Origin of the sequence: Streptomyces sp. NPDC052299, from assembly GCF_040679335.1 — a bacterium.
Lineage (GTDB): Bacteria > Actinomycetota > Actinomycetes > Streptomycetales > Streptomycetaceae > Streptomyces.
The window spans coordinates 158,062-178,393 of the sequence record NZ_JBFAUP010000015.1 but is presented as its reverse complement, the minus strand read 5'-3'; the positions used below and the strand labels follow the sequence as shown (position 1 = coordinate 178,393).

At 72.0% G+C, this 20,332-nt stretch carries 18 protein-coding genes and 1 pseudogene; 10 read left to right on the top strand and 9 right to left on the bottom strand.

What is annotated here, in order from left to right:
• Positions 1-48: 48 nt before the first annotated feature.
• The 3 genes from AB0L33_RS25065 (at position 49) to AB0L33_RS25055 (ending at position 1,987) form a co-directional block, all read left to right on the top strand.
• The gene (locus AB0L33_RS25065) at positions 49-438 is read left to right on the top strand and encodes a VOC family protein (protein WP_365684960.1); all 390 of its coding nucleotides are present in this window, start codon (positions 49-51) and stop codon (positions 436-438) included.
• A gap of 86 nt (positions 439-524) precedes the next feature.
• Positions 525-965 carry a hypothetical protein gene (locus tag AB0L33_RS25060; RefSeq protein WP_365684958.1) on the top strand — a complete coding sequence of 147 codons (441 nt, stop codon included), beginning with the start codon at positions 525-527 and terminating at the stop codon, positions 963-965.
• Between the two features lie 119 nt (positions 966-1,084).
• Entirely contained in the window at positions 1,085-1,987 is a 903-nt protein-coding gene (locus AB0L33_RS25055; protein WP_365684956.1) for a hypothetical protein, read from the top strand.
• 76 nt (positions 1,988-2,063) lie between these two features.
• On the opposite strand, the gene AB0L33_RS25050 is transcribed toward AB0L33_RS25055, so the two are convergent.
• Positions 2,064-3,056: a MerR family transcriptional regulator gene (locus AB0L33_RS25050; RefSeq protein ID WP_365684954.1), complete on the bottom strand. Its 993-nt coding sequence runs from the start codon at positions 3,054-3,056 to the stop codon at positions 2,064-2,066.
• Between the two features lie 97 nt (positions 3,057-3,153).
• On the opposite strand from AB0L33_RS25050, the gene AB0L33_RS25045 reads away from it, so the two are divergent.
• Together AB0L33_RS25045 and AB0L33_RS25040 are read left to right on the top strand one after the other, a co-directional pair.
• Positions 3,154-4,833, top strand: a complete 1,680-nt coding sequence (locus tag AB0L33_RS25045) for a carboxylesterase family protein (protein WP_365684952.1) — start codon at positions 3,154-3,156, stop codon at positions 4,831-4,833.
• Positions 4,823-5,005: pseudogene (locus AB0L33_RS25040) on the top strand (maleylpyruvate isomerase N-terminal domain-containing protein); the annotation flags it as partial. The gene AB0L33_RS25045 and the pseudogene AB0L33_RS25040, both read left to right, overlap by 11 nt.
• 53 nt (positions 5,006-5,058) lie before the next feature.
• Here AB0L33_RS25040 and AB0L33_RS25035 read toward each other — a convergent pair.
• Complete coding sequence (locus AB0L33_RS25035; protein ID WP_365684950.1) at positions 5,059-5,682, bottom strand: type III effector protein; 624 nt, start codon at positions 5,680-5,682, stop codon at positions 5,059-5,061.
• Between the two features lie 125 nt (positions 5,683-5,807).
• On the opposite strand from AB0L33_RS25035, the gene AB0L33_RS25030 reads away from it, so the two are divergent.
• Together AB0L33_RS25030 and AB0L33_RS25025 are read left to right on the top strand one after the other, a co-directional pair.
• A complete protein-coding gene (locus tag AB0L33_RS25030; protein WP_365684949.1) occupies positions 5,808-6,239 on the top strand; it encodes an Hsp20/alpha crystallin family protein in 432 nt (143 codons plus the stop codon).
• A 254-nt stretch (positions 6,240-6,493) separates the two neighbouring features.
• A complete protein-coding gene (locus tag AB0L33_RS25025; RefSeq protein WP_365685032.1) occupies positions 6,494-6,874 on the top strand; it encodes a DUF2267 domain-containing protein in 381 nt (126 codons plus the stop codon).
• A gap of 53 nt (positions 6,875-6,927) precedes the next feature.
• On the opposite strand, the gene AB0L33_RS25020 is transcribed toward AB0L33_RS25025, so the two are convergent.
• Entirely contained in the window at positions 6,928-7,569 is a 642-nt protein-coding gene (locus AB0L33_RS25020) for a DUF2461 family protein (RefSeq protein ID WP_365684948.1), read from the bottom strand.
• Between the two features lie 109 nt (positions 7,570-7,678).
• Here AB0L33_RS25020 and AB0L33_RS25015 point away from each other — a divergent pair, with 109 nt between their 5' ends.
• Both AB0L33_RS25015 and AB0L33_RS25010 read left to right on the top strand, forming a co-directional pair.
• On the top strand, positions 7,679-9,223 hold the full coding sequence (locus AB0L33_RS25015; protein ID WP_365684946.1) for an NAD(P)-binding domain-containing protein: 1,545 nt from the start codon (positions 7,679-7,681) through the stop codon (positions 9,221-9,223).
• Complete coding sequence (locus AB0L33_RS25010) at positions 9,216-10,661, top strand: fatty acid--CoA ligase family protein (protein WP_365684944.1); 1,446 nt, start codon at positions 9,216-9,218, stop codon at positions 10,659-10,661. Before AB0L33_RS25015 ends, AB0L33_RS25010 begins: the two co-directional genes overlap by 8 nt.
• Positions 10,662-10,680: 19 nt before the next feature.
• Here the strand turns inward: AB0L33_RS25010 and AB0L33_RS25005 are convergent, their stop codons facing one another.
• Genes AB0L33_RS25005 through AB0L33_RS24990 form a run of 4 tightly spaced genes read right to left on the bottom strand, consistent with a single transcriptional unit; the run spans position 10,681 to position 16,233 of the window.
• On the bottom strand, positions 10,681-12,231 hold the full coding sequence (locus AB0L33_RS25005) for an MFS transporter (RefSeq protein ID WP_365684943.1): 1,551 nt from the start codon (positions 12,229-12,231) through the stop codon (positions 10,681-10,683).
• Complete coding sequence (locus AB0L33_RS25000) at positions 12,228-13,598, bottom strand: cytochrome P450 (RefSeq protein WP_365684941.1); 1,371 nt, start codon at positions 13,596-13,598, stop codon at positions 12,228-12,230. The genes AB0L33_RS25005 and AB0L33_RS25000 overlap by 4 nt, the downstream gene beginning before the upstream one ends.
• Positions 13,592-14,662 carry an alpha-hydroxy acid oxidase gene (locus AB0L33_RS24995; RefSeq protein ID WP_365684939.1) on the bottom strand — a complete coding sequence of 357 codons (1,071 nt, stop codon included), beginning with the start codon at positions 14,660-14,662 and terminating at the stop codon, positions 13,592-13,594. Before AB0L33_RS24995 ends, AB0L33_RS25000 begins: the two co-directional genes overlap by 7 nt.
• Positions 14,659-16,233, bottom strand: coding sequence for an NAD(P)-binding domain-containing protein (locus tag AB0L33_RS24990; protein ID WP_365684937.1), 1,575 nt, complete (start codon positions 16,231-16,233; stop codon positions 14,659-14,661). The genes AB0L33_RS24995 and AB0L33_RS24990 overlap by 4 nt, the downstream gene beginning before the upstream one ends.
• A 62-nt stretch (positions 16,234-16,295) precedes the next feature.
• Here AB0L33_RS24990 and AB0L33_RS24985 point away from each other — a divergent pair, with 62 nt between their 5' ends.
• The gene (locus AB0L33_RS24985; protein ID WP_365684935.1) at positions 16,296-17,804 is read left to right on the top strand and encodes an aromatic amino acid ammonia-lyase; all 1,509 of its coding nucleotides are present in this window, start codon (positions 16,296-16,298) and stop codon (positions 17,802-17,804) included.
• Here AB0L33_RS24985 and AB0L33_RS24980 read toward each other — a convergent pair.
• Entirely contained in the window at positions 17,710-19,047 is a 1,338-nt protein-coding gene (locus AB0L33_RS24980; RefSeq protein WP_365684933.1) for a HAMP domain-containing sensor histidine kinase, read from the bottom strand. The genes AB0L33_RS24985 and AB0L33_RS24980 overlap by 95 nt on opposite strands.
• Positions 19,044-19,724: a response regulator transcription factor gene (locus AB0L33_RS24975; protein WP_365684931.1), complete on the bottom strand. Its 681-nt coding sequence runs from the start codon at positions 19,722-19,724 to the stop codon at positions 19,044-19,046. The genes AB0L33_RS24980 and AB0L33_RS24975 overlap by 4 nt, the downstream gene beginning before the upstream one ends.
• Positions 19,725-20,332: the final 608 nt, after the last annotated feature.

The window sequence follows — 20,332 nt, the reverse complement described above, 5'->3', positions numbered from 1 at the left end:
GCTCCACGGCCGTGCCGTGCCGCTCGGCCCTCAATATACGGAGAAACCGTGACCAGCAGGTTCACCGAACTCGTCATCGAATGCCTCGACCCGGAGCGGCTCGCTGCCTTCTGGTGCGAAGTACTGGACTTCACCGTGCTCGACCGGAGCGAGGGCATGGTGGAGATCTCCTCGTGGGAGCCGACCGCCGAGGCCGTGCGGGCCGGGCAGATGCCGCCGACCCTGTTCTTCGTCCGGGTGCCCGAGGCGAAGACCGTCAAGAACCGGCTCCACCTCGACGTGAGCCCGGTCGACGCCAGTACGGCTGACGAGGTCGCCCGGCTGCTGGCCCTCGGCGCCACCCGAGTGGACGTGGGCCAGGGGTCCGGTCGGAGCTGGGTGGTCATGGCCGACCCCGAGGGCAACGAGTTCGACGTCGTACGCAGCCTCGCAGTCTGAGTCCCGCGCGCGTACGAGTGCGGTGTAAGGTACCCCAGAGGGGTATCGTGACCCCGGAAGTGGCTGACAGGAATGGGGATTCGGGCATGAGCGGCGGAGCGGCTGGCAGGCGGGGCGTCGCCCGGCTGGCTGCCGTGAGTGCGTTGCTGCTCGGTCTCTTCCTGATGCACGGCGCTCCGGCCACCGCCGCCGAGGGCTGCCACGGTGCGATGCCTTCCGCGGTCGCCCCCATGCCCGACCATCACACCGCGTCGGCGATGGCCCCGGCGGAGACGCCGACGACCGTGCACGGCGCGCCGGCCGTCCGGGCCGCGACAGGTGCGGGCATGCGCGGCGAAATGTGCCTGTCCACCCCGGCCCAGCAGCGTAACCCGCTGCCGGTGCCGGCCCTTCTCGCCGTAGTGGCCGCGGTGTTGGCCGGATGGGCGTCGGAGGACTGGCGAGTGAGGATCGGCCGGCTGCGACGGCGCGGTCCGCCGGTCGGCGGGCGAGAGCTCCTGACGCGGGTGTGCATCGCGCGGACGTGACGGGCACCACCGGTCCCCAAAGGGGCCGGTGCCGTGCCCTGCCCTTCCGCGCGCCACCGGTGTGGTGCGCCCGCCTTGAAAGACACCGAGATCCCATGTTCTTCCCTGACCACTCCACCATGCGGCGTCGTACCCTGGCCGCGGCCGGAGCCGCTGTCGCCCTCGCGCTGACGGTGACCGCCTGCGGTTCCTCCGACGACTCCTCATCCATGCCCGGCATGAGCCACCGCAGCAAGTCCTCCGCTGCGTCGTCGCCGAGTGCGACAGCCTCGATGGACGACATGCCCGGCATGGAACACGAGGCCACCGGCAAGGGCCTGTCCGCCGGCCAGGACGGTTACCGCCTCACCTCCACCCACCAGTCACTCGTAGCGGGCAAGCGGGCCGACTACCGGTTCACGGTGACCGGCCCGGACGGCAAGCCGGTCACCGGCTTCGCCGTCGACCAGACCCAGCGGATGCACTTCTACGCCATCCGCTCGGACCTGACCGGCTTCCAGCACATCCACCCGACCATGGCGGCCGACGGAACGTGGAGCGCCGGCCTCGCCCCCCTGACCTCGGGGAAGTGGCGCATGTACGCCTCCTTCACACCCGACGGCGGACCCGGCGAGGGCGAGGACTTCGTGCTCAGCCGCACCGTCACCGTGCCGGGCGAGGGCACCGACACACCGCTGCCCGCAGCGGCCGACAGCACTCAGGTCGACGGATACACCGTGACCGTCAAGGGCAAAGCGATGTCCGGCATGGCGCACCCGCTGACCGTCTCCGTGGCCAAGGACGGCAAGCCGGTCACCGGTCTGCAGCCCTACCTGGACACCTACGCCCACCTGACCGCCTTCCATGAGGGCGACGCCGCGTTCGCCCACCTGCACCCCACCACGAAGGTCAACGGCGACCACGGCGGGCCGGACCTGTCCTTCCACGCGGAGCTGCCGACCGCGGGCAACTGGCGGCTGTTCCTGCAGTTCCGGACCGGCGGCACGCTGCACACGGCGGCCCTGACGCTGCGCGTCGGCTGACCCCCGGCGGGCGCCAACCGGGCCCGGGCGGCGCCCGCAAGTGCCCCGGTGCGCACGAGCAGCGACGGCGGGCCGTCTACGCCGCTGGTCCCGGGTGGACCTGGTGGGCAGGCCGAGTCCCCTGCGCCGGTCCGTGGCCGAAGTCCTCGGCACCCGGCACGGTCCCGGTGATCGAGAGGCCGAGCCCCTTGGTCAGCCAGGCGTGGGCCGCGGTCATGTTCAGGGAGCGACCCGCGGTGACGGTGTCCAGCAGGCCCCAGTAGCGGCGCAGACGTGGGTCGAAGCCCGACGACCTGGAGACCAGTGCGTGCAGGAAGCGGCGGAAGGCCGGGGTGTCCGACTCCCTCCGAGCCCGCGCGTGAGCGGACACGAAGGCGTCGACCGCCGGTCCGGGTCCCGGCCGCAGACCTTCCTTCACCGAGGCGGCCGTCAGAGCGGCCGCCTCGTCGATCTCGCCGTAGAAGGCGGGCGCGTCCCGCATCTCCTCCGCGTGATCCCCCGTCCAGCGCGTGAAGCCGGGCGTGGAGACCAGAACGTGAATTTCGGCGTACGCCAGCGCCGCAGCGGGGGAAGGGTCGTGCGAGGGCTCGGGCGACAGCATGGCGATCATGAGGTCGAGCCTCCGCTTCGGCATCTCGGCGGGCAACTCCCGGTACCAGTGGTCGGTGAGGCTCCGCCGCGCCTCCGGAAGCCGCTGCACCCGGGCGAGGATCTCCAGGCGTCGCAGCCGCTCGCCGTCCGCGCAGTCGTCGAGGGCGCCGAGTGTCGCCTCCCGCCACCGCAACTGCGTCAGCTGCTCCTGGACGGCGGCGAGTTCGGCCGCCACGAGATCCCCGAGGGCCTGCTCCCCGCGCGCGACCCGGGTGATGGCCGCGATCGGGGTGTCCAGTGCCCGCAAGCGCCTGATCAGCCCGATTCGCTCCCACGCCTCCGGCCCGTAGCGCCGGTGGCCCCCGCCGCTGCGCTCCGCGACCGGCAGCAGGCCGCTGTCCGAGTAGTAGCGCAGGGTCTTCACCGAGAGGCCCGTCGCGGCGGCGAGCTCACCGATGCTCCATGTGCGGTGCGTCACAGACCCTTGAACCTCCAGCGCGCGGGAGCTTCTAGCGTACTGAGCACCGGCCGCCTCCGGTCCATGGAGACCGGACCGTCGAGACAAGGGAGCACGCATGTCCTCGATCCCACCACCACGCCCACGCAAGCGAATCGGCCTGCGCGCGCACAGCCTGCGCCTGCTGCGCGTGACCGTCCTGCTCGTCGTGACGGCCGGGTCCGTCACGACCGCAGCCGCCGAACCGCCGCGTGCCGACGGGGCTCCCGCCCAAACCGTCGTACGGACCGACCACGGCCTGGTCCGGGGCGTCGCCCACGATGCGTACGTCACCTTCGACGGCATCCCTTACGCCGCGCCACCCACCGGCCGGCTGCGCTGGCGGGAGCCCGCTCCGGCACCGGCCTGGCAGGGGGTACGGGACGCGACGGCCCCCGCCCCGCGCTGCGTGCAGATGCCGATGCCCGGCACGGACGGGGTGAGCGGCTCCGAGGACTGCCTCTACCTCAACGTCACCATGCCGTCGACGCCTCCGCCCGCCGGTGAACGGCGCCCGGTACTGGTGTGGTTGCACGGTGGTGCGTTCCTCGGCGGGTCCGGTGGCGACTACGTTGCCGAGCGGCTGGCCGTGCGCGGGGACACCGTCGTCGTCACGGTCAACTACCGCCTCGGCGTGTTCGGTTACTTCGGCCATCCCGCCCTGGGGTCCGCTCCGCCGTTCGGCCTCGCCGACCAGCAGGCCGCGTTGCGGTGGGTACGGGCGAACGCCGCCCGGTTCGGCGGCGACCCCGGTGCCGTCACCCTGTTCGGCGAGTCCGCGGGCGCCCTCAGCGTCTGCGCGCACCTCACCTCCCCGGGCGCGGCCGGGCTCTTCCAGCGGGCGGTGCTGCAGAGCGGTTCCTGTCACATGTCGTTCCCGCCGGGTGCCCTCGGCCCCGGAACGCCGGCGTACGAGCCCTTCGCCACCGAACGCGACGTCCAGGACAACGGCGCCCTGGCCGCGCGGCAACTCGGCTGCGAGGCGGGCGACGATGCCCGGGTCCTGGCCTGCCTGCGCGAACAGAGCACGGAACGCCTCGCCACCGCGCAACTGATGGCGTCCTTCAACCGGCCCGCCTTCGGCAACCCGCTGCTGCCCGCCGCACCGGACCAGGCCCTTGCCGCCGGCCGCTTCCACCGCATGCCGTTGCTCCTGGGCACCAACCACGACGAGATGCGGATGTTCGTCGGCCAGTCGCTCGCCGCGTACCCCATCCGCACCGAGGAGGACTACCTCGCCCGCCTCGACGACACCTTCGGCCCGGGCGCCGCCGCCGTGGCCTCGCGCTACCCGGCGGCGCGCTACCCGACCCCGGCACTGGCCTGGTCCGCCGCGCTGACCGACCGCTCCCTCGTATGCACCACGCTCCGGGCGGCCCGCGAGATCACCACGCAGGCACCTCGGATGCCACTTTACGGTTACGAGTTCAACGATCCGGACGCCCCCGTCCCGACCGGCCTCCCCGCACACCCCGACCTCCCCTACGGGGCAGCGCACGGCTTCGAGCTGCCCTACCTCTTCTCCTCCGTGCCCACCGAACGGCCCCTGACCGAGGCCCAGCGCACCTTGTCCGACCGCATGATCGACTACTGGGCCTCCTTCGCCCACACGGGAAACCCGAACGCCGCCGGAGCTCCCCACTGGCCGGTCCTGCACACCACGGGCCCGGTACTGTCGCTGACCCCCGGTCCGGGGGCGACACGCCCCACCGACGCGTACGACGCGCACGACTGCGCGTTCTGGCGCGCTGCGGAGTGACAGGGCAAGCGAGGTGACAGAGAGTCTTGCCCATTGGACGCTGTTCGATCTGGTTCCGCACCTGGGTACGGGCCGGCGCCGACGGGCCGCCATCGTGGCCGCGGGCCCCGCCGAGGCAGCGCCCGTCAAGGACACCGCAGTGGTCCCGGACGAGCCGGAGGCACTGATCGCCCGGGAGCCCGAGGAGTAGCCGCGCCGCGCCCCGGCGGGCGCGGAAGTCGTCGGTCAGGGGGGCGTGAGGTCATCGGTCTGGGCAGCGAGATCGCGGTGCGCACCGGTCAGGTGGAGCCGAGTGGCGGCCAGCGGGGCGATCAGGTCCGCGGGGTCGTCGTGGGCCAGGGCGGCACGGAGCTCGCCGACGGGCCGACGGGCGGCCGGGGGGAGGTCGGTGAGCGCGATGATCTGCCCGGCGAGACGGCGCAGGTCGGCCGCGTTGCGACGGGCCCAGGCAGCGGTGTCGCGGTCGGCCGCCCGGGCCTGGCGGGTGGCTTGGACACGCTGCTCACCGGTCGTGCCCGCGGGGCCGGGGCGTCCCCGCAGATAGCGGCGCTCGGCGGCCTGCCGACTGGCGACTCCCAGCGGAGGGGCGAGGTCCGCCCAGCTCGCTCCGGCGTCACGGGCCGTCTCGATCAGGCCGGTCTCCCAGCCGGCGAGCTGCTCGCGCACCTGGCGCAGCAGCGACAACGAGGCCAGCGCCTGTTCCGGGGCGGGAGCCGGAGCGTCGGCAGTCCCGTGCCGTGCTGCCCGCAGGGCGTCGTCGATGGCCCTCAGGGCCGCGGCGGCGGCGAGGAACGACACCGGACTGTTCGCGCCGGTGCTGGGCGAGGACGGCTGATCGGCCGCGGCCATGGACCCTCCTTCATGTGTCATCGTCTTGATGACATCTCGTTTGTCATCCATTGGATGACATGTTACAACGGTCTCAGTGAGGCGCATTGGCAGCAACTGCCTGAACCCGCTGGAGGTGTTACCCCATGTTGATGCGCACTGACCCCTTCCGTGAGCTGGACCGGCTGGCACAGCAGATGATGAGCCCGGGCACCTGGTCGAGGCCCTCGGCGATGCCGATGGACGCCTATCGCGAGGGCGACGAGTACGTGGTGGCCTTCGATCTGCCCGGCGTCACCTCGGACGCCATCGACATCGATGTCGAACGGAACATGCTCACCGTCAAGGCCGAACGCCGGCCGGTGGCCAAGTCCGACGACGTGCAGGTCGAGCTGTCGGAACGGCCGCTCGGCGTCTTCTCCCGCCAGATCGTGCTCGCCGACACCCTCGACACCGAGCACATCCAGGCCCACTACGACGCGGGCGTTCTCACCCTGCGCATCCCGATCGCGGAGCGCGCCAAGCCGCGCAAGATCGCAGTCGGGTCCGGCTCCGGACGCCAGGAGATCTCCGGCTGAGACCGGCCCCGCAGCGGAGGGCGGCTGCCCGGACGGGCCCCACCGCCCTCCGCCTCCCGGGGGCGTCCGAAGGAACGGGCGCCCCGGGACGACCTGGCGACGTGAAGCGTTTCCGCCCCCGGCTCGCCGCATGCCTTCCCGCAGGAGTTCGCCCTGACCCTCCTCAACCCGCTTCGAGAAAGGGAACGACCGCAGTGACCATCGACGTACGCGCACCGCTCGGAGACCAGCGGCACGGGACGGCGTACGAACAGATGCTGGAGAAAGTCCGCTACGAAGGCGCCTACCCCACCCGCGAGCGCGCCGAGGAAGCCGTCCGCCTGGTCCTCGGAGGGCTGGGGCGGCAGCTCACCGGCGACGAGCGCGTCGACCTCGCCGCCTGCCTCCCGACGGAGGCCGCACGGGTCCTCACCGCGCAGATCCCCAGCCCCCAGCCGCTGACCGGCTGGGCGTTCGTCAAGGACCTGGCGACCCGGTCCGGGGCGGCCCTGGCCCCCACCCGCTGGGACACCGGGTCCGTCTTCGCGGCCGTCGCCGCCTACGCGGGGCCCGAACTGATCACCCGTATCCTCCGTCAGCTTCCCACCGGACACGCCCTGCTGTTCGGGCGCGCCGAACTCGCCCCGGCCGCGTAGCCAGGGGCCCCGCTGCGCCGGCCTGGGCGCCCGTCGCTTCGACGTCCCCTCCGTCAGGGACGTCGGGCCGTGCGGGTGACGTGGCGTGCCAGCCACATCAGCAGGGCGTCCAGGTCGGCGGCGGCCGAGAGCACCCGCTCGACCGCTTCGGGAGTGTGGACCCACTCCTCGCAGCCGAGAGAACGGGCGGCGATCAGCGAACGGTGGCGCAGCAGTTCCGCCCGGGGATGGTCCGCCGGACAGCCACGCGGAACCCGTTTCATCATGTCCCCGGAAACGTCAAAGCCCTTGTGCCGCAGGCCCTCGACGATGGCCGGCAGCTCGCCGCCGCTGCCCTCGGACATCACTGCCGCACGGAACGCTTCCACCTGACCGGGGTCGGGATACCACCAGGCACCCTGGACCCACAGCCCGTCCAGGGAGAACCGGAGATTGATCTCGACCTTGCGGGCGAGCCGGATCACCGCACTCTGGTTCTGCCACCACCAGGACCCGGTGCGGTAGTGCCAGACGGAGAAGTCCTCGTACCGGGAATCGGCGTCCGCGACCTCGTTGAGCAGCGCGATCATCGGCTGCCGGACCAGCAGCTCACGATCGGTCCGGCAGCGCTCCCTGGTCTCCTTCGTCGGTTCACCCTGGAGTTGCCACAGCACGTCCATGGCCTGCTCCGGCCAGCCGGTGAACTGTTCACGCATGCGCGGAGGATAACCCGAAGGGCGGTTCGCGAGCCCCGCGCCCGCACGGCTCTTGCGGCGGACTCCGAATCTCAGAGCCCTCTGATGTGGCACCACTACCGTCCCGTCCATGGTGCGCGACTATCTCATCATCGGGGCCGGACCGGCCGGACTCCAACTAGCCGCTCTGCTGGAACGGGACGGGCGTGACTACGCCGTCCTGGAGCGGGGGACAGGACCGGGGACGTCCTTCACCCGCTACCCCCGCCATCGGCAGCTGATATCGATCAACAAGGTGAACACGGGTTTCACGGACCCGGAACTCGATCTGCGCATGGACTGGAACTCGCTGCTCAGCGATGACCCGGAACTGCTCTTCACCCGCTACAGCGAACGCTACTTCCCACCGGCGGACGACCTGGTGCGCTACCTGGCGGACTTCGCGACCCGTACCGGTGTGCGCGTCGAGTACGGCGCGGAAGTCGTCCGGGTGTCCCGTGAGGACGGTGTCTTCACCGTCACCGGCGGCGACGGCCGGTCCTGGCAGGCCCGGCGCCTCGTCATGGCGACGGGAATCTCCCGGCTGTACGTGCCACCCGTGCCGGGCATCGAACTCGCCGAACGGTACGACACCTTCGACACCGCACCGGCGTCCTTCACCAACCAGCGAGTGCTGGTGATCGGCAAGGGGAACTCCGCGTTCGAAACCGCCGACGGCCTGATGGAGAAGGCCGCCGTGATCCACGTCGTCGGCCCGCACTCGGTCAAGCTCGCCTGGAAGACCCACTACCTCGGTCATCTGCGCGCGGTGAACAACAACTTCCTCGACACCTACCAGCTCAAGTCGCAGAACGCGGTGCTCGACGGCACCGTGGAGAGCATCGAGAAGTCGGAGAACGGCGGCTTCCGCGTGCTGCTCCGCTACGCCCGGACCACGGAACCGCTGCGCGAACTGCACTACGACCGGGTCATCGTCTGCACCGGCTTCCGCTTCGACGCATCACCCTTCGACGTGTCCTGCCGCCCCGCGCTCGCCATCAACGACCGGTTTCCCGAACAGACCTCGTCATTCGAGTCGGTGAACGTGCCGGACCTCTACTTCGCGGGCACGCTGATGCAGCAACGGGACTTCAAGAAGTCCACCAACGGCTTCATCCACGGATTCCGCTACGCCGTGCGAGCCCTGCACCGCATCCTGGACGCCCGCCACCTCGACATTCCGTGGCCGGCCCGGGAGCTCCCCGCGACACCGGAGGCGATAGCGGACGCCGTCATCGCCCGCGTCAACCGCTCGTCGGCCCTGTGGCAGCAGTTCGGGTTCCTCGGCGACGTGGTCGGCGCGGACGGCGAGCGGGCCGTGTACCAGGAGGAGGTCCCGCTGGACTACGTCACTGACGGCGGACTCGGACCGGCACCGCACCGGTTCGTCGTCGACCTGGAGTACGGGGCCGAGCACGACCGTACCGACCCCTTCGACGTGGACGTGCCACGCGTCGTGGAGAACGACGTCGAACACGCCATGGACGGCACCTACCTGCACCCCGTGGTCCGCCACTACCGGGACGGTGCGCTCGCCGGGACCCACCACCTGGCGGAGAACCTGGAGAACGAGTGGAACCTGCCGGCGATCCACCGGCAGCCGCTCACCGCCTTCGTGAAGGAGTGCCTTGACTGAGCAGTTCCCCGGCGCCGTGCTGGACATCCTCGACGCGGCAGGCGACCGGCCCGTGTTCGAGCACGCCGGCCGGGAGGTGTCGGGGGCCGGACTCCTCGCCATGGTGCGGCGGGCGGCGAACGGCCTGCGGCAGTACGGCGCCGGGCCCGGCGTCGGCGTCGCCGTTCTGACGGGCGTCGGCCCCGGGACGTTCGCCGCGATCATCGCGGCCCACGTCGTCGGGGCACGCGTCGTCGGCGTACGCCCCGGCCTGACCGCACACCAGCGGGAACACGTGCTGCGGAGCGTCGCCCTGTCGGTCACCGAGCGCAAGGACGGCCCCGACACCCCGGCCGGGCTCGTCGTCACGCTCGACGAACTGCTGGCGGCGGCGGACGACGGCACCCGGCCGAAGGTCCTGGCCCGCCCGGAGGACACCGCCCGCCTGCTGCACACCAGCGGCAGCACGGGCGTCCCCAAGGCGTGTGCCCAGACCTACGCGGCCATGACCGCGGGCTGGGCGCACCGCCCGGCCGCCTGGCCGCCCGCCGTCCGCGAACTCGCCGGAAGGCTCGACCGGTTCCTCGTCTTCGGCACCCTCGCCAGCCAGGTGATGATGGAGTACGGGATGCTGGCCCTGGCCTCCGGAGGCACCCTCGTCACCGCCGACCCACCGGAGTTCCCCGAAGCCCTGGTCCGGCACCGGGCGACCGCGAGCGTCATCACGGTCGCCCGGCTCACCAAACTCGTGGCCGCCCAGCGCACCGCGCCCGCGGACCTCACCCGTCTGCGTGCGCTGATGGTGTCGGGGTCGCCGCTGGAACCGGGACGGCTGCGCGAGGCGACCGACGTCCTCGGGCCGATCGTCTTCCACGGCTACGGACAGACGGAGACCGGCATGATCTCCATGGCCACCCCGGCGGAGCCCCCGGGCTCACTCGGTGTGCCGCCCGTGGACGTGGAGATCCGCGACACCTCGGGCCGTCCGGTCCGGCAGGGCACCGACGGTGAGCTCTTCGTCCGTACTCCCTCCCAGAGCTCCGGCTACTGGCAGGAACCCGCCCTCACGGCCGAGGTGTTCAACGACGGGTGGGTACGCACCCGCGATCTCGGCCGGTTCGACGCGTCGGGGCGGCTGTGGCTCACGGGACGCACCCGCGACGTGATCATCGTCAACGCCGATGTGTACTACGCCGGGCCCGTCGAGCGGCTGCTCGCAGGCCATCCTTCGGTGGCCGAGGCATACGTCGTCGCGGTCCCCGACGAGAGCACGGGCGAGGCCGTCCACGCCTTTGTCGTACCCGCGGACGGCCACACCCCGGAACTCGGCGCACTGCGCGCGCTGGTGCGGGAGGAACTGGGCGGGGCATGCGCCCCCACCCGGCTCACCCTGATCGGCGAGGTGCCACTCACCGCCGCCGGGAAACCCGACAAACAGCGACTGGTACAAGGGAGTTAGTCCGGCACGGTGGCGCCGCTCACGGTGCCGCCGTGCCGTCCTCCTCCGCGGCGCGTACGGATTCGCCACGCACCAGGTCGTCGAGTTCGGCGCTCAGCCGTACGGTGGCCGCGTCGGACGGTCCGCCTGCCGACGGGGTGCTGCCCCGGAGGGCGATGGCCCCTCCCGCCACGGCCATGGGCAGCGCGACCAGCAGGGCGGCCGTACGCGTGCTTCCCGGTGCCGAGAGGACCAGCGCGATGAGCGGGGGCCCGAAGGCCCCGCCGGACTTGCCGACCGCCGCGGCCCAGCCGCCGGCCGTGCCCCGGATCGCCAGGGGATAGACCTCGGCGGTGTAGGGGCCGATGAGCGCGATGACCCCGGCGGTTCCGGCGAACAGCAGGATCACGGCGGCGAGCAGGACCGGCCGGCTGCCGTCCATGCCGACGGCGGCCAGGAGCAGCAGCGCCGCCACGGTGAGAGCCGCGTAGACGACCATCGTGCCACGCGCCGACCAGCGCATGTAGAGCCAGGCCGCCACGACGCAGGTCGGGATGGACAGCAGCGACGAGAGGAACAGCAGCGTGGCGGCGGACATGCCGCCACCACTCGCCGCGGCCAGCTGGCTGGGCAGGAAGGTGATGAAACCCCAGTAGACGAGCCCCCAGGAGAGCGCGTATCCGCTGACGACCAGAGTGCTGGTCCGGTGCGCACGACTGAAGAGCGTGGAAGCCGGGACACGCACCCGCCGGGAACGCTGGGCGGTGAACGCGGCCGATTCCGGAATCCACCGGTTCAGCGCGATGAGGATCAGGACGAGCGGGAGCTGGGCGAACCACAGGACGCGCCACCCGGTCATCGGGATGAGCACCGCGGCCAGCCCCGCGGCGGCCATGTAGCCGCCCGTGGTGGTGAGCCCGGCCTGCAACACCATGATGGCCGCGCGCCGGCCGGGGGGCAGGCTCTCGGTCATCAGGGCGTAGACCACGGGCAGCATGCCCCCGGCCGCCATCCCCATCAGCGCGCACATCACGAGGATGCCGCCGAAGGTAGGCATGGCACCGCACACCGTCGTCCCGAGGAAGAGCAGGGAGGCGATGAGGATGGTGGCCCTGCGCCCGATGCGGTCCGCGGCCCGGCCCCCGACGAGGGACCCCACCACCGTGCCGGTCAGCGCCACCGTCGGCAGCCAGGCGATCTCCTCCGCGCCGAGGTGGAACTCGGCCCGCATGCCGGGCTGGATGAACGCCAGCGTCGCGGGCTTCATCTGGTCCACCAGCAGCGCGAAGCTCAGCACGCCGATGAGACGGCGCCGGCCCGCCCGCGACGACGAGTCCGGTGCCGGGTCCGGCGCGCCACCCGCCCCCGACGGCTGTACGACCGCCCGACCGGAGATCAGCACGCCCAGGACGATGGCGGCCATGGCGGCCCACATCACCCCGGACATGCCCATCATCGCCATGTGGAACTCCATGGACGCGGAATCGACGAACATCCACACGTGCTGGCCGACGCCCGCACACGTGAGCCCGACGCCGGTCCAGAACATCAGGGGACGCGCGATCAGCGACGCCGGCTTTCCGGGCGTCATCCGTCTCCCCGCTCCGTGCCGAGGACCGGACAGCGTCCGGCCCGTTGCTCATCGAAGTACCTGGTCGCCGGACGTCGCACCCGGGCGTGCAGGACCATCGCCGTACCGAGGACCAGCTGCCGCACGCCCCGCGTGACGTCCTCCACCCCGTCCCGCAGCCGGACGAAGCTCCGCAGCGCGCCGAGACGCCGGGGGCCGGGGGTCAGCCCGCGCGGAATCAGCAGGCAGGGCGCCCGGTGCGGCAGCGAGCGGGTGTGCGAGGCCGTCGAGTCCAGCCGGAACCGGGTCACCACCTCGCGGACCGCGGCGCGCAGCACGATCGGCGAAAGCCGCCACGCGGGACAGGGCCGGTTCGCCGCCACACCGTAGGGGATGTGGTGGACGTCCTTGGCGGCCACACCCGCCCACCGGTCCGGATCGAACACGTCGGGCCGTTCGTACCCGGTGGCGTGGTAGTCCGGATAGCTGAAGCACACCACGGAGCCGGGCGGCAGCACCGTCGCCTCGTCCAGCGGGATCGCGTCCGTGGTGATGCGATGGGCGATGCCGAACAGCGGATGCAGCCGCATCGTCTCGTCGAGCACCTGCGTCAGGTACCGGTCGTCCTCCGGGGCCTCGGCGACCCGCTGCTGCACGTCCGGGTGGCGGGCGAGGGCCAGGAGGACGTGCGCGGTCGCCTCGGAGAGCTGCACGACCGCGGTGTTGAAGAACGTCCCCTGGAGGTAGTGCACCCGCTCCCGCGCCGACAGGGAGGCCGGCAGCGGGTGCGGCACGTCGCCGGACGCGACCCGGTCCGCGAGGTAGGCGGTCAGCCGGGCCCGGCGGCGCGGATGGCGCAGACCGGTGCACTTCAGCGCGGTGATCACGTCATCGGCGTGAGCGGTGATCAGCTTCCCGGCCCTCGGCGGACAGGGCTCCTGGAAGACCAGCTCGTAACAGAACGCCGCCCACGCGGGCATCACGAGGTCCCGCAGCCGGACGAGGCTGATCCGGTTGTCCGGCAGCGCGCACAGCGCGGCGGCCACGGCACGGGAGGCCGCCGCCGTGAGATCGGCCGAGGTCCCGGCGACGATGCGCCGCGTCGTCGCGGCGACCTCCTGGTACCGCTCGCCGGCCTCCAGGTGTTCCTGATGCACTTCGGGGCCCGGTGCCAGCCAGTACCAGAACAGGTCGGAGAGACCGGCACCCTCGCTCCGCCCGTTCGCGGCCGGGTGGGCGTAGACCCGTTCGAACACCTCCGGTCCGTACGTGGCGTTGGGCAGGGTCAGCGCCCGGTCGCCGTTGACCTTCTCGAAGATGCGCACGCGCAGCGCCACCACGGCACGGGGCAACCACCACGCGTCCGTCCGCGCCCGCGCGCTCACCACGTCCCACCCCTGCGTACGACCATGCCGGCGGTCAGATCGGAGTTCCGGCGACCACCGCACAGGGCGAGGGTGTGGTCGTACTCGTCGCGCAAGGCGCCGAGGACGCGCCGCACCCCCGCTTCCCCGTCGGCGGCCAGGCCCCACACCACGGGGCGCCCGACGCCGACGGCGCTCGCGCCCAGCGCGAGTGCCACCGCGACATCGGCGCCCCGGCGGACCCCGCCGTCGAGCAGGACCGGCACCCGGCCCGCGACGGCCCCGCAGACCGCGGGAAGGCAATCCACGGCCGCCGGGACGACGTCGCACTGCCGGCCCCCGTGATTGGACACGAACACCCCCGCCGCACCGTGCTCCACGGCCAGGAGCGCGTCGTCCGGATGCAGAACTCCCTTGATCAGTACGGGAAGCGGAGTACCGCGCACGATCGCGGCGAAGTCGGGCCAGCGCACCGACGCCGACATGGGAATGTCGGTGAGCGCACCCGGCCCGGAACCGGGCAGGCCGCGCATGTTCTCCGCGGCGTACCCGGCCGGCAGATCGGAGAACCCGTTGCGCAGATCCCTGGTGCGGCGGCCGAACACCGGCGAGTCGACGGTGACCACCAACGCGGCACAGCCCGCCTCCTCGGCGCGGCGCACGAGCGCGTCGGTGACCTCCCGGCGGGGGTGCGGATACAACTGGAACCACACGGCGGCCTCCGGGTCCGCCTCGCGCGCCGCGGCGACGACCTCGTGGACCGGGGTCGTCGCGGCCACCCCCGTCACCAGGACGGCACCCTCGGCCGCGGCGGCACGGGCCGTGGCCCGCTCGCCCTCCCGGTGCACCAGCCGGTGGAAGGCGGTCGGCGCGACGATCACCGGAGCGGCGCGCCGGGCGCCCGGCAGATCGACGGCGGTGTCCCGTGCCCCGTCGCCGCTCAGCACCCTCGGCAGCAGCGCGTACCGGTCGAACGCCTGCTCGTTGTCGCTGAGCACGCGTTCCTCGTCCGCGCCTCCCGCCACATAGTCGTAGACCACCGGATCGAGGATGTTCCGGGCGGAGTCGTGGAAGGCGCGCAGCGTCACGGCGCCACCGGGGCGGCCGTGCTGCGCTGCGCGTCGAGGAAGGCGGCCAGCGGAGCGCGGTGGATCTCCTCGCTGTCCCACTCGTTCTCCAGGTTCTCGGTGAGGTGGTGGTCGGCCACGAACTCGCCCGCCCGGTACCAGCGGACGACGGGATGCAGATACCGGCCGTCCAGCCCCGACACGTCCTGCTGCGACTTCCGGCCCGCGGACACGTCGAAGGGGTCCACCCGGTCGTGGTCCTCCCCGTACTCCAGGGTGATCACCGCGTACGCGGCCACCTCCCCGAAGTCGCCCGCGCGCACGGCACCCGGCACATGGGCGACCGGTACCTCCTCGGCGTAGCGCAGCGTGCCGTCCGGGGCGAGGAGCAGCACGTCCCCGAGGACGGCGAACTGCTGCCACAGAGCGGAGGACCGGTTGACGCGGCTGATCACCGCGTCCACGGCCCGTGCCGTGGAGTCACCGAGCTCCGTCGTCGGCCAGGGCACGCCGTCGTGGCGCTGCCGCAGCCCCCGGTGCAGCGCGCGCACCGCGTATCGGAAGCCGTGGATGAAGCCGGTCGTGGCCCTCCCGAAGTCGCGGCCCTGCATCAGCGTCCCCGCGAAGTACAGACCGGGCACGTTCACCGACTCACCGAGCGGCGTCAGTGCCGGGAACCGGTCGTGGACGATCCGCTCGGGCGTGCAGGTGTCGTCGAAGATCGATGCGTCGAACCGGAATCCGGTCGCGACGATCACCCGGTCGTAACGGATCTCCTTGACCGCCTCGTTGACCCGCTCGAAGGCGACCGGAACGTGAAAACCGTCCGCCTCCCGCCTGATCGAGAGGACCCGGCCGTCCAGGAGCGCGTTCTGCGACTTCAGCTGGTAGCTGTCCAGGAAATTGTTGTAGACCGCGCGCAGATGTCCCACGTAGTGCGTCCGCCAGGCCATCTTCAGCGACCCCGAACCGACGACGTGGATGACCGCCGCGGTCTCCATCAGGTTCTCGGCCGTCTCGAATGCGGAATTCCCGCGCCCGATGATGAGCACGCGCTGATCCGTGTACGCCCCCGGGTCCGTGTCGATCGTGTCGTAGCGTTCGGCCAGTTCGATGCCCGGGACCGACGGCAGGTTCGGCACGGGCATGCCGGTGGCGACCACCAGGCGCCGCGAACGCCACGTCCTGCCGGTGCGATCGGTGACGGCGAAGCCCTCCGCGTCACGGGAGACCTTCTCGACGTGGGTGTCGTACCGCACGCGCACCCCCGTCCGGGCGGCGAAGTCCGACAGATAGCGCACCAGGTCGTCGGCCGGCGGGAAGTACCGCGGGCTGTACCGGGTGAACAACAGCTCCGGATCGTCGCTCAGCAGCGAGTTCCAGTCCATGCGCAGCCGCAGCTCCGGATCGTCGTACCCCGTGTGCACCTTGTTGTTCGAGATCAGGTAGCGGTGCCTCGGGAACCGGGTGAAGAACGTGCCCGGACCACTGCCGCGCTCCAGAACCACGTAATCCGCGCCGTCCCGCTCCAGCAGGGCGGCGAGCTGCAGTCCGGCCGGGCCCGCACCGATGATCAGGTAGTCATGGGTCATGCCCCGGAAGCTAGCCACCGGATTTCAGAGCGCTCTGAGATTCACCGCCTACGTTTCCGTACGTGCCCACCACCACGGACCCCCTCCTCCTCAGCGGCCCACCGGACTCCGCCGCCCTGCGCCGCGCGGCGACGCCGCTCACCGTCACCGTCGACGAAGCGGCCCGCGCCCGCCTGGACCGAGGCCGCCGGCTCTTCGACGGTCTTCGGCACGACGGCGGCACGGCCCGCCCGATCTACGGAGCCACCACCGGATTCGGCGCACTCGTCGGATACGCCGGACGGACCGACGAGGCGGACCAGTGCGACAACACCCTGGCCCACCTCGGCGCCGGCCAGGGGCCGGACCTGCCGCACGACATCTGCCGCGCCTCCCTCCTGCTGCGGACCTGGTCCCTAGCCCAGGGGTACTCCGGCGTGTCCGCCGAGGTGGTCGACCGGCTCGCCGCGATGTTCGCCACGACGTTCACGCCCGCCGTGCCCCGCTACGGCTCCGTCGGCGCGAGCGGCGACCTCATCCCGCTGGCCTACGCGACACAGGCGCTGCGCGGCCGGGGGCACGCCTATCTGGACGGCCGGCGCATGGCCGCCGACAAGGCCCTGGCCGGGGCCGGGCTGCGCCCGCTGGCCCTGGACGGCCGCGACGCACTCGCCCTCGTCAACGGAACCTCGGTCACCACCGCAGCCCTGGCGCTCGCCCGCGACGGCGTCCGCGACGCCCACCGCTCGATCAGGGCCCTCACCTGCCTCCTCACCGACATCCTGGGCTGCGACCCCGGCTTCCTGGACCACGACCTGCTGCGTGCCTACGGTCATCCCGGGGCGGCCGACACCGGCGCGCGCATGAGGCGGACCCTCACCGGCACCGTTCCGTCAGGAACCCGCCCGCTCCAGGAGCCGTACAGCATCCGGTGCAGCCCGCAGCTCCTCGGGGCCGCCGAGGACGCGCTGCGCTACGTCGACGCGGTGGTCGCCGCCGACCTCGGTGGTGTCAGCGACAACCCGCTGTTCTTCCCGGACGACGAGGAGAAGGGAAGAGTGGTGCACGGCGGGAACTTCTTCGGACAGCCCGCCGCGTTCGCCGCCGACCTGCTCGCGTCCGTCATCGCCCAGCTCGGCAACCTCGCCGAACGCCAGCTCGACCTGCTGACGGACCCGGCACGCAACGGCGGACTGCCCCCGATGCTCGCCACCGCCCCGGGGCAGCAGCACGGACTCCAGGGCGTGCAACTGGCCGCCACCGCCTTCGTCGCCGAAATCCGGCGCAACGCGACACCGGCGGGCATGCAGAGCCTGCCGACGAACCTGCACAACCAGGACGTCGTACCGTTCGGCACCCAGGCCGCCCTGCGCTCCTACGACATGGCGGAACTGCTCGGCCTGCTGACCGGTTCGCTCGCGGTCGGGCTGCGCCAGGCGGTCCACGTCGGCGGACGCCGCCCCACCGCGCCCCGGTGCGCGGACCTCCTCGACGCCCTCACCGAGGCGATCCCCCCGGTCGAGCCCGACCGCTCACTGGACGCGGACGTTCGCGCCGCAGCACGCCTGGTCGCCGCGTACGAGCTGCCGTGACGGGGCGGGCCCGGCCCCGGGCGTGGGGCAGGGGAACGTACTCCGGCAACCGGATCGTGAACCGTGCGCCGCGCCCCGGACTGCCGGCGGCGAGGACCGTGCCCCCGTGGCGCGTGACGACCTCCCGCAGCAGGGCGAGTCCCAGCCCGTACCGCCCGCCGTCGCCGCTTCCGCGGTGGAACCTCTGGAACAGCTGCTCCACCGCCGCCGGGTCGAACCCCGGCCCGGTGTCGGCGACGGCCAGCACGACCAGTCCGCCCGTGCGCGAGAGGGTCATGTCGATCCGCCCCCCGGCCGGGGTGTGACGGATCGCGTTGGACAGCAGCTCACCCACGGCGCGCCGCAGCGCGGACCGGATGCCGCCTACGAGGAGGGGGTGCGACGGGCCGTCCACGACGACCGTGAGGCGACGCGCCCGCACCCGCTCCGCCTCCTCGGCCACCACCGACCGGGCCAGCTCGACCAGGTCGACCGGCAGCCGTTCCGACGGCAGGGTCGGACCGGCCGTGATGCTCGCCGACAGGAGCAGGTCGTCGAGGACCTCGCCGAGCCGGCCGGTCGAGGAGACGAGCCGGGCCAGACCGTCGCGGTGCGGGTCCGGCAAGTCCTGAACGGCCGCCTGACGGGCCAGCACCTGCGCCCGCGTGTGCACCTGCGTGATCGGCGTGCGCAGCTCGTGACTGGCGTCCGTGACGAACCGGTGCTGGCGGGTGAGGGCTTCGGCCAGGGGAGCCACGGCCCTGTGCCCGAGAAGAGCCCCGGTGACGGCGGCGGCGAGCAGCCCCACCACCTCGGCCACCCCGAGCGCGAACCACAGATGACTGCGGTCGGCCAACTGGAAGCGCATGTCGAACACCGCCTGCACCACGTCCCCGCCCGCCCTGACCTGGGTTCGTACCAGGTAGACCGTGTGATCACGCTCCACGGTGCGCTCCACGGCCTTGTGGGTCCTGCGCACCCGTGCCACGTCGGCGCGCAGCGGAAATCCGCGCGGGGCGTTGGGCAGCGGGGCGACGCCGGGGACGTACAGCCAGGTGCACACCGGAGGCCGGGTCAGGTCCCCGGAACTCGCGCCGTAGCGCAGCTCACGCCACACCTGTTCGTTCTGCGCGTCCACCATCACCACGTGCGCGACACCACCGACCGCCGTGATCAACAGGGTGATGATCGCTCCGGTGATCACGGCGATCCGCAGGCGCGCCCGCCGCACCGCCGCCCACTCGGCCGGAACCGAACGGCTCACAGCACCCCCAGGCGGTAGCCGAGACCGCGGACCGTGCGCACGACCTGCCGGCCCAGCTTGCGGCGCAGGTAGTAGACGTACGTGTCGACGATGGACGACGCGGGCGCCTCCTGGAACACCAGCCTGCGCAGCTCCGCACGCGAGTGCACGGCGTCCGGTCGCGAGGCCAGCGCCCAGAGCAGCGCGAACTCGCGCGCGGCGAGGGGGATCCGCTCACCGTTCGCGAGCTCGACCTCCCGTCGGCCGACGTAGAGCCGGGCGGAGCCGATGCTGAGGACATCCGTGGCCTCCAGCGCGCGTCGGCACAGGGCCCGCAGGCGCGCACTCAGTTCGTCCAGGTCGAAGGGTTTGACGAGGTAGTCGTCGGCCCCGGAGTCGAGTCCGTCGACCCGGTCGTGCACGGTCCCCATCGCGGTCAGCATCAGCACCGGCGTACGGACGGCGCGGGACCGTAATCGGCTCATGAGGTCCAGGCCGTCGAGCGCGGGCAGCCGCCGGTCGAGCACGAGCACGTCGTACTGGCGGGAGAGCCCGAGGTGCAGACCCCGCTGGCCGTCGGTGGCGACGTCGACCGCGTACCCCTCGTCCCGCAGGATGGCGGAGAGCATGCCGACCAGCTCCCGGTCGTCCTCGACCAGCAGCAGCCGCCAAGGACCCCGTGAGTGTCTCTGCGCCACAGCCCAACTCCCCTCGACCTCCCCGCAACCCCTGTCAACGCCCCTGCGACGGACGGGGTTCCCGGGGCCGGTGGTGCGATCGAGGGCGCGGATCCGTTCCTGCCGGACCCGAGGGCATGCTGACGGATGCCGGTGGGACGTCATCGGTAGGCCGCTCTGCCCGGACCGGACATGACGGCACGTCAGGCGCGGAAGCCGCGAGGCGGTTCGGTCAGGAGTGGAGCGCGAGGTAGGGGGCGAGGGCGAGAAGCGTGGCGGCGAGGACGTACTTGAGCCGGCCGGCCGGTACCTTGCGGGCGACAAGCCAGCCCAGGAGCACGCCACTTCCGGCCCAAGACGCACACCAAGACCGTGAACACCTCGGTGTTCCGGCCTTACGTCAACGCCGACTTCGGGGCCTTCCGCGAGGGCGACGGGATCACCGGATCCGTGGAACGACGACCCGCTGTCGGGCGAAACCACCGTCACGGTGCCGGTCGGGGCGGCCGATCACCGTCCGTATCCGGTCAAGCCTTCCAGGCGGCCTTACGGTTCTCCGCAGGTTTCTTCCTGCGGTTTCCCACAGGGCGGCACCTGCATATTTCCGTACGGTGAACCTGCGGAAAGCA

Bases quoted from the DNA above. Each gene is read 5' to 3' on its own strand.
- AB0L33_RS25035 (WP_365684950.1), bottom strand. From the start codon at position 5,682: ATGGCCGCGGCCGATCAGCCGTCCTCGCCCAGCACCGGCGCGAACAGT.
- AB0L33_RS25055 (WP_365684956.1), top strand. From the start codon at position 1,085: ATGCGGCGTCGTACCCTGGCCGCGGCCGGAGCCGCTGTCGCCCTCGCG.
- AB0L33_RS25005 (WP_365684943.1), bottom strand. From the start codon at position 12,231: ATGACGCCCGGAAAGCCGGCGTCGCTGATCGCGCGTCCCCTGATGTTC.
- AB0L33_RS25015 (WP_365684946.1), top strand. From the start codon at position 7,679: ATGGTGCGCGACTATCTCATCATCGGGGCCGGACCGGCCGGACTCCAA.
- AB0L33_RS24990 (WP_365684937.1), bottom strand. From the start codon at position 16,233: ATGACCCATGACTACCTGATCATCGGTGCGGGCCCGGCCGGACTGCAG.
- AB0L33_RS25060 (WP_365684958.1), top strand. From the start codon at position 525: ATGAGCGGCGGAGCGGCTGGCAGGCGGGGCGTCGCCCGGCTGGCTGCC.
- AB0L33_RS25020 (WP_365684948.1), bottom strand. From the start codon at position 7,569: ATGCGTGAACAGTTCACCGGCTGGCCGGAGCAGGCCATGGACGTGCTG.
- AB0L33_RS25030 (WP_365684949.1), top strand. From the start codon at position 5,808: ATGTTGATGCGCACTGACCCCTTCCGTGAGCTGGACCGGCTGGCACAG.
- AB0L33_RS25045 (WP_365684952.1), top strand. From the start codon at position 3,154: ATGTCCTCGATCCCACCACCACGCCCACGCAAGCGAATCGGCCTGCGC.
- AB0L33_RS25025 (WP_365685032.1), top strand. From the start codon at position 6,494: ATGCTGGAGAAAGTCCGCTACGAAGGCGCCTACCCCACCCGCGAGCGC.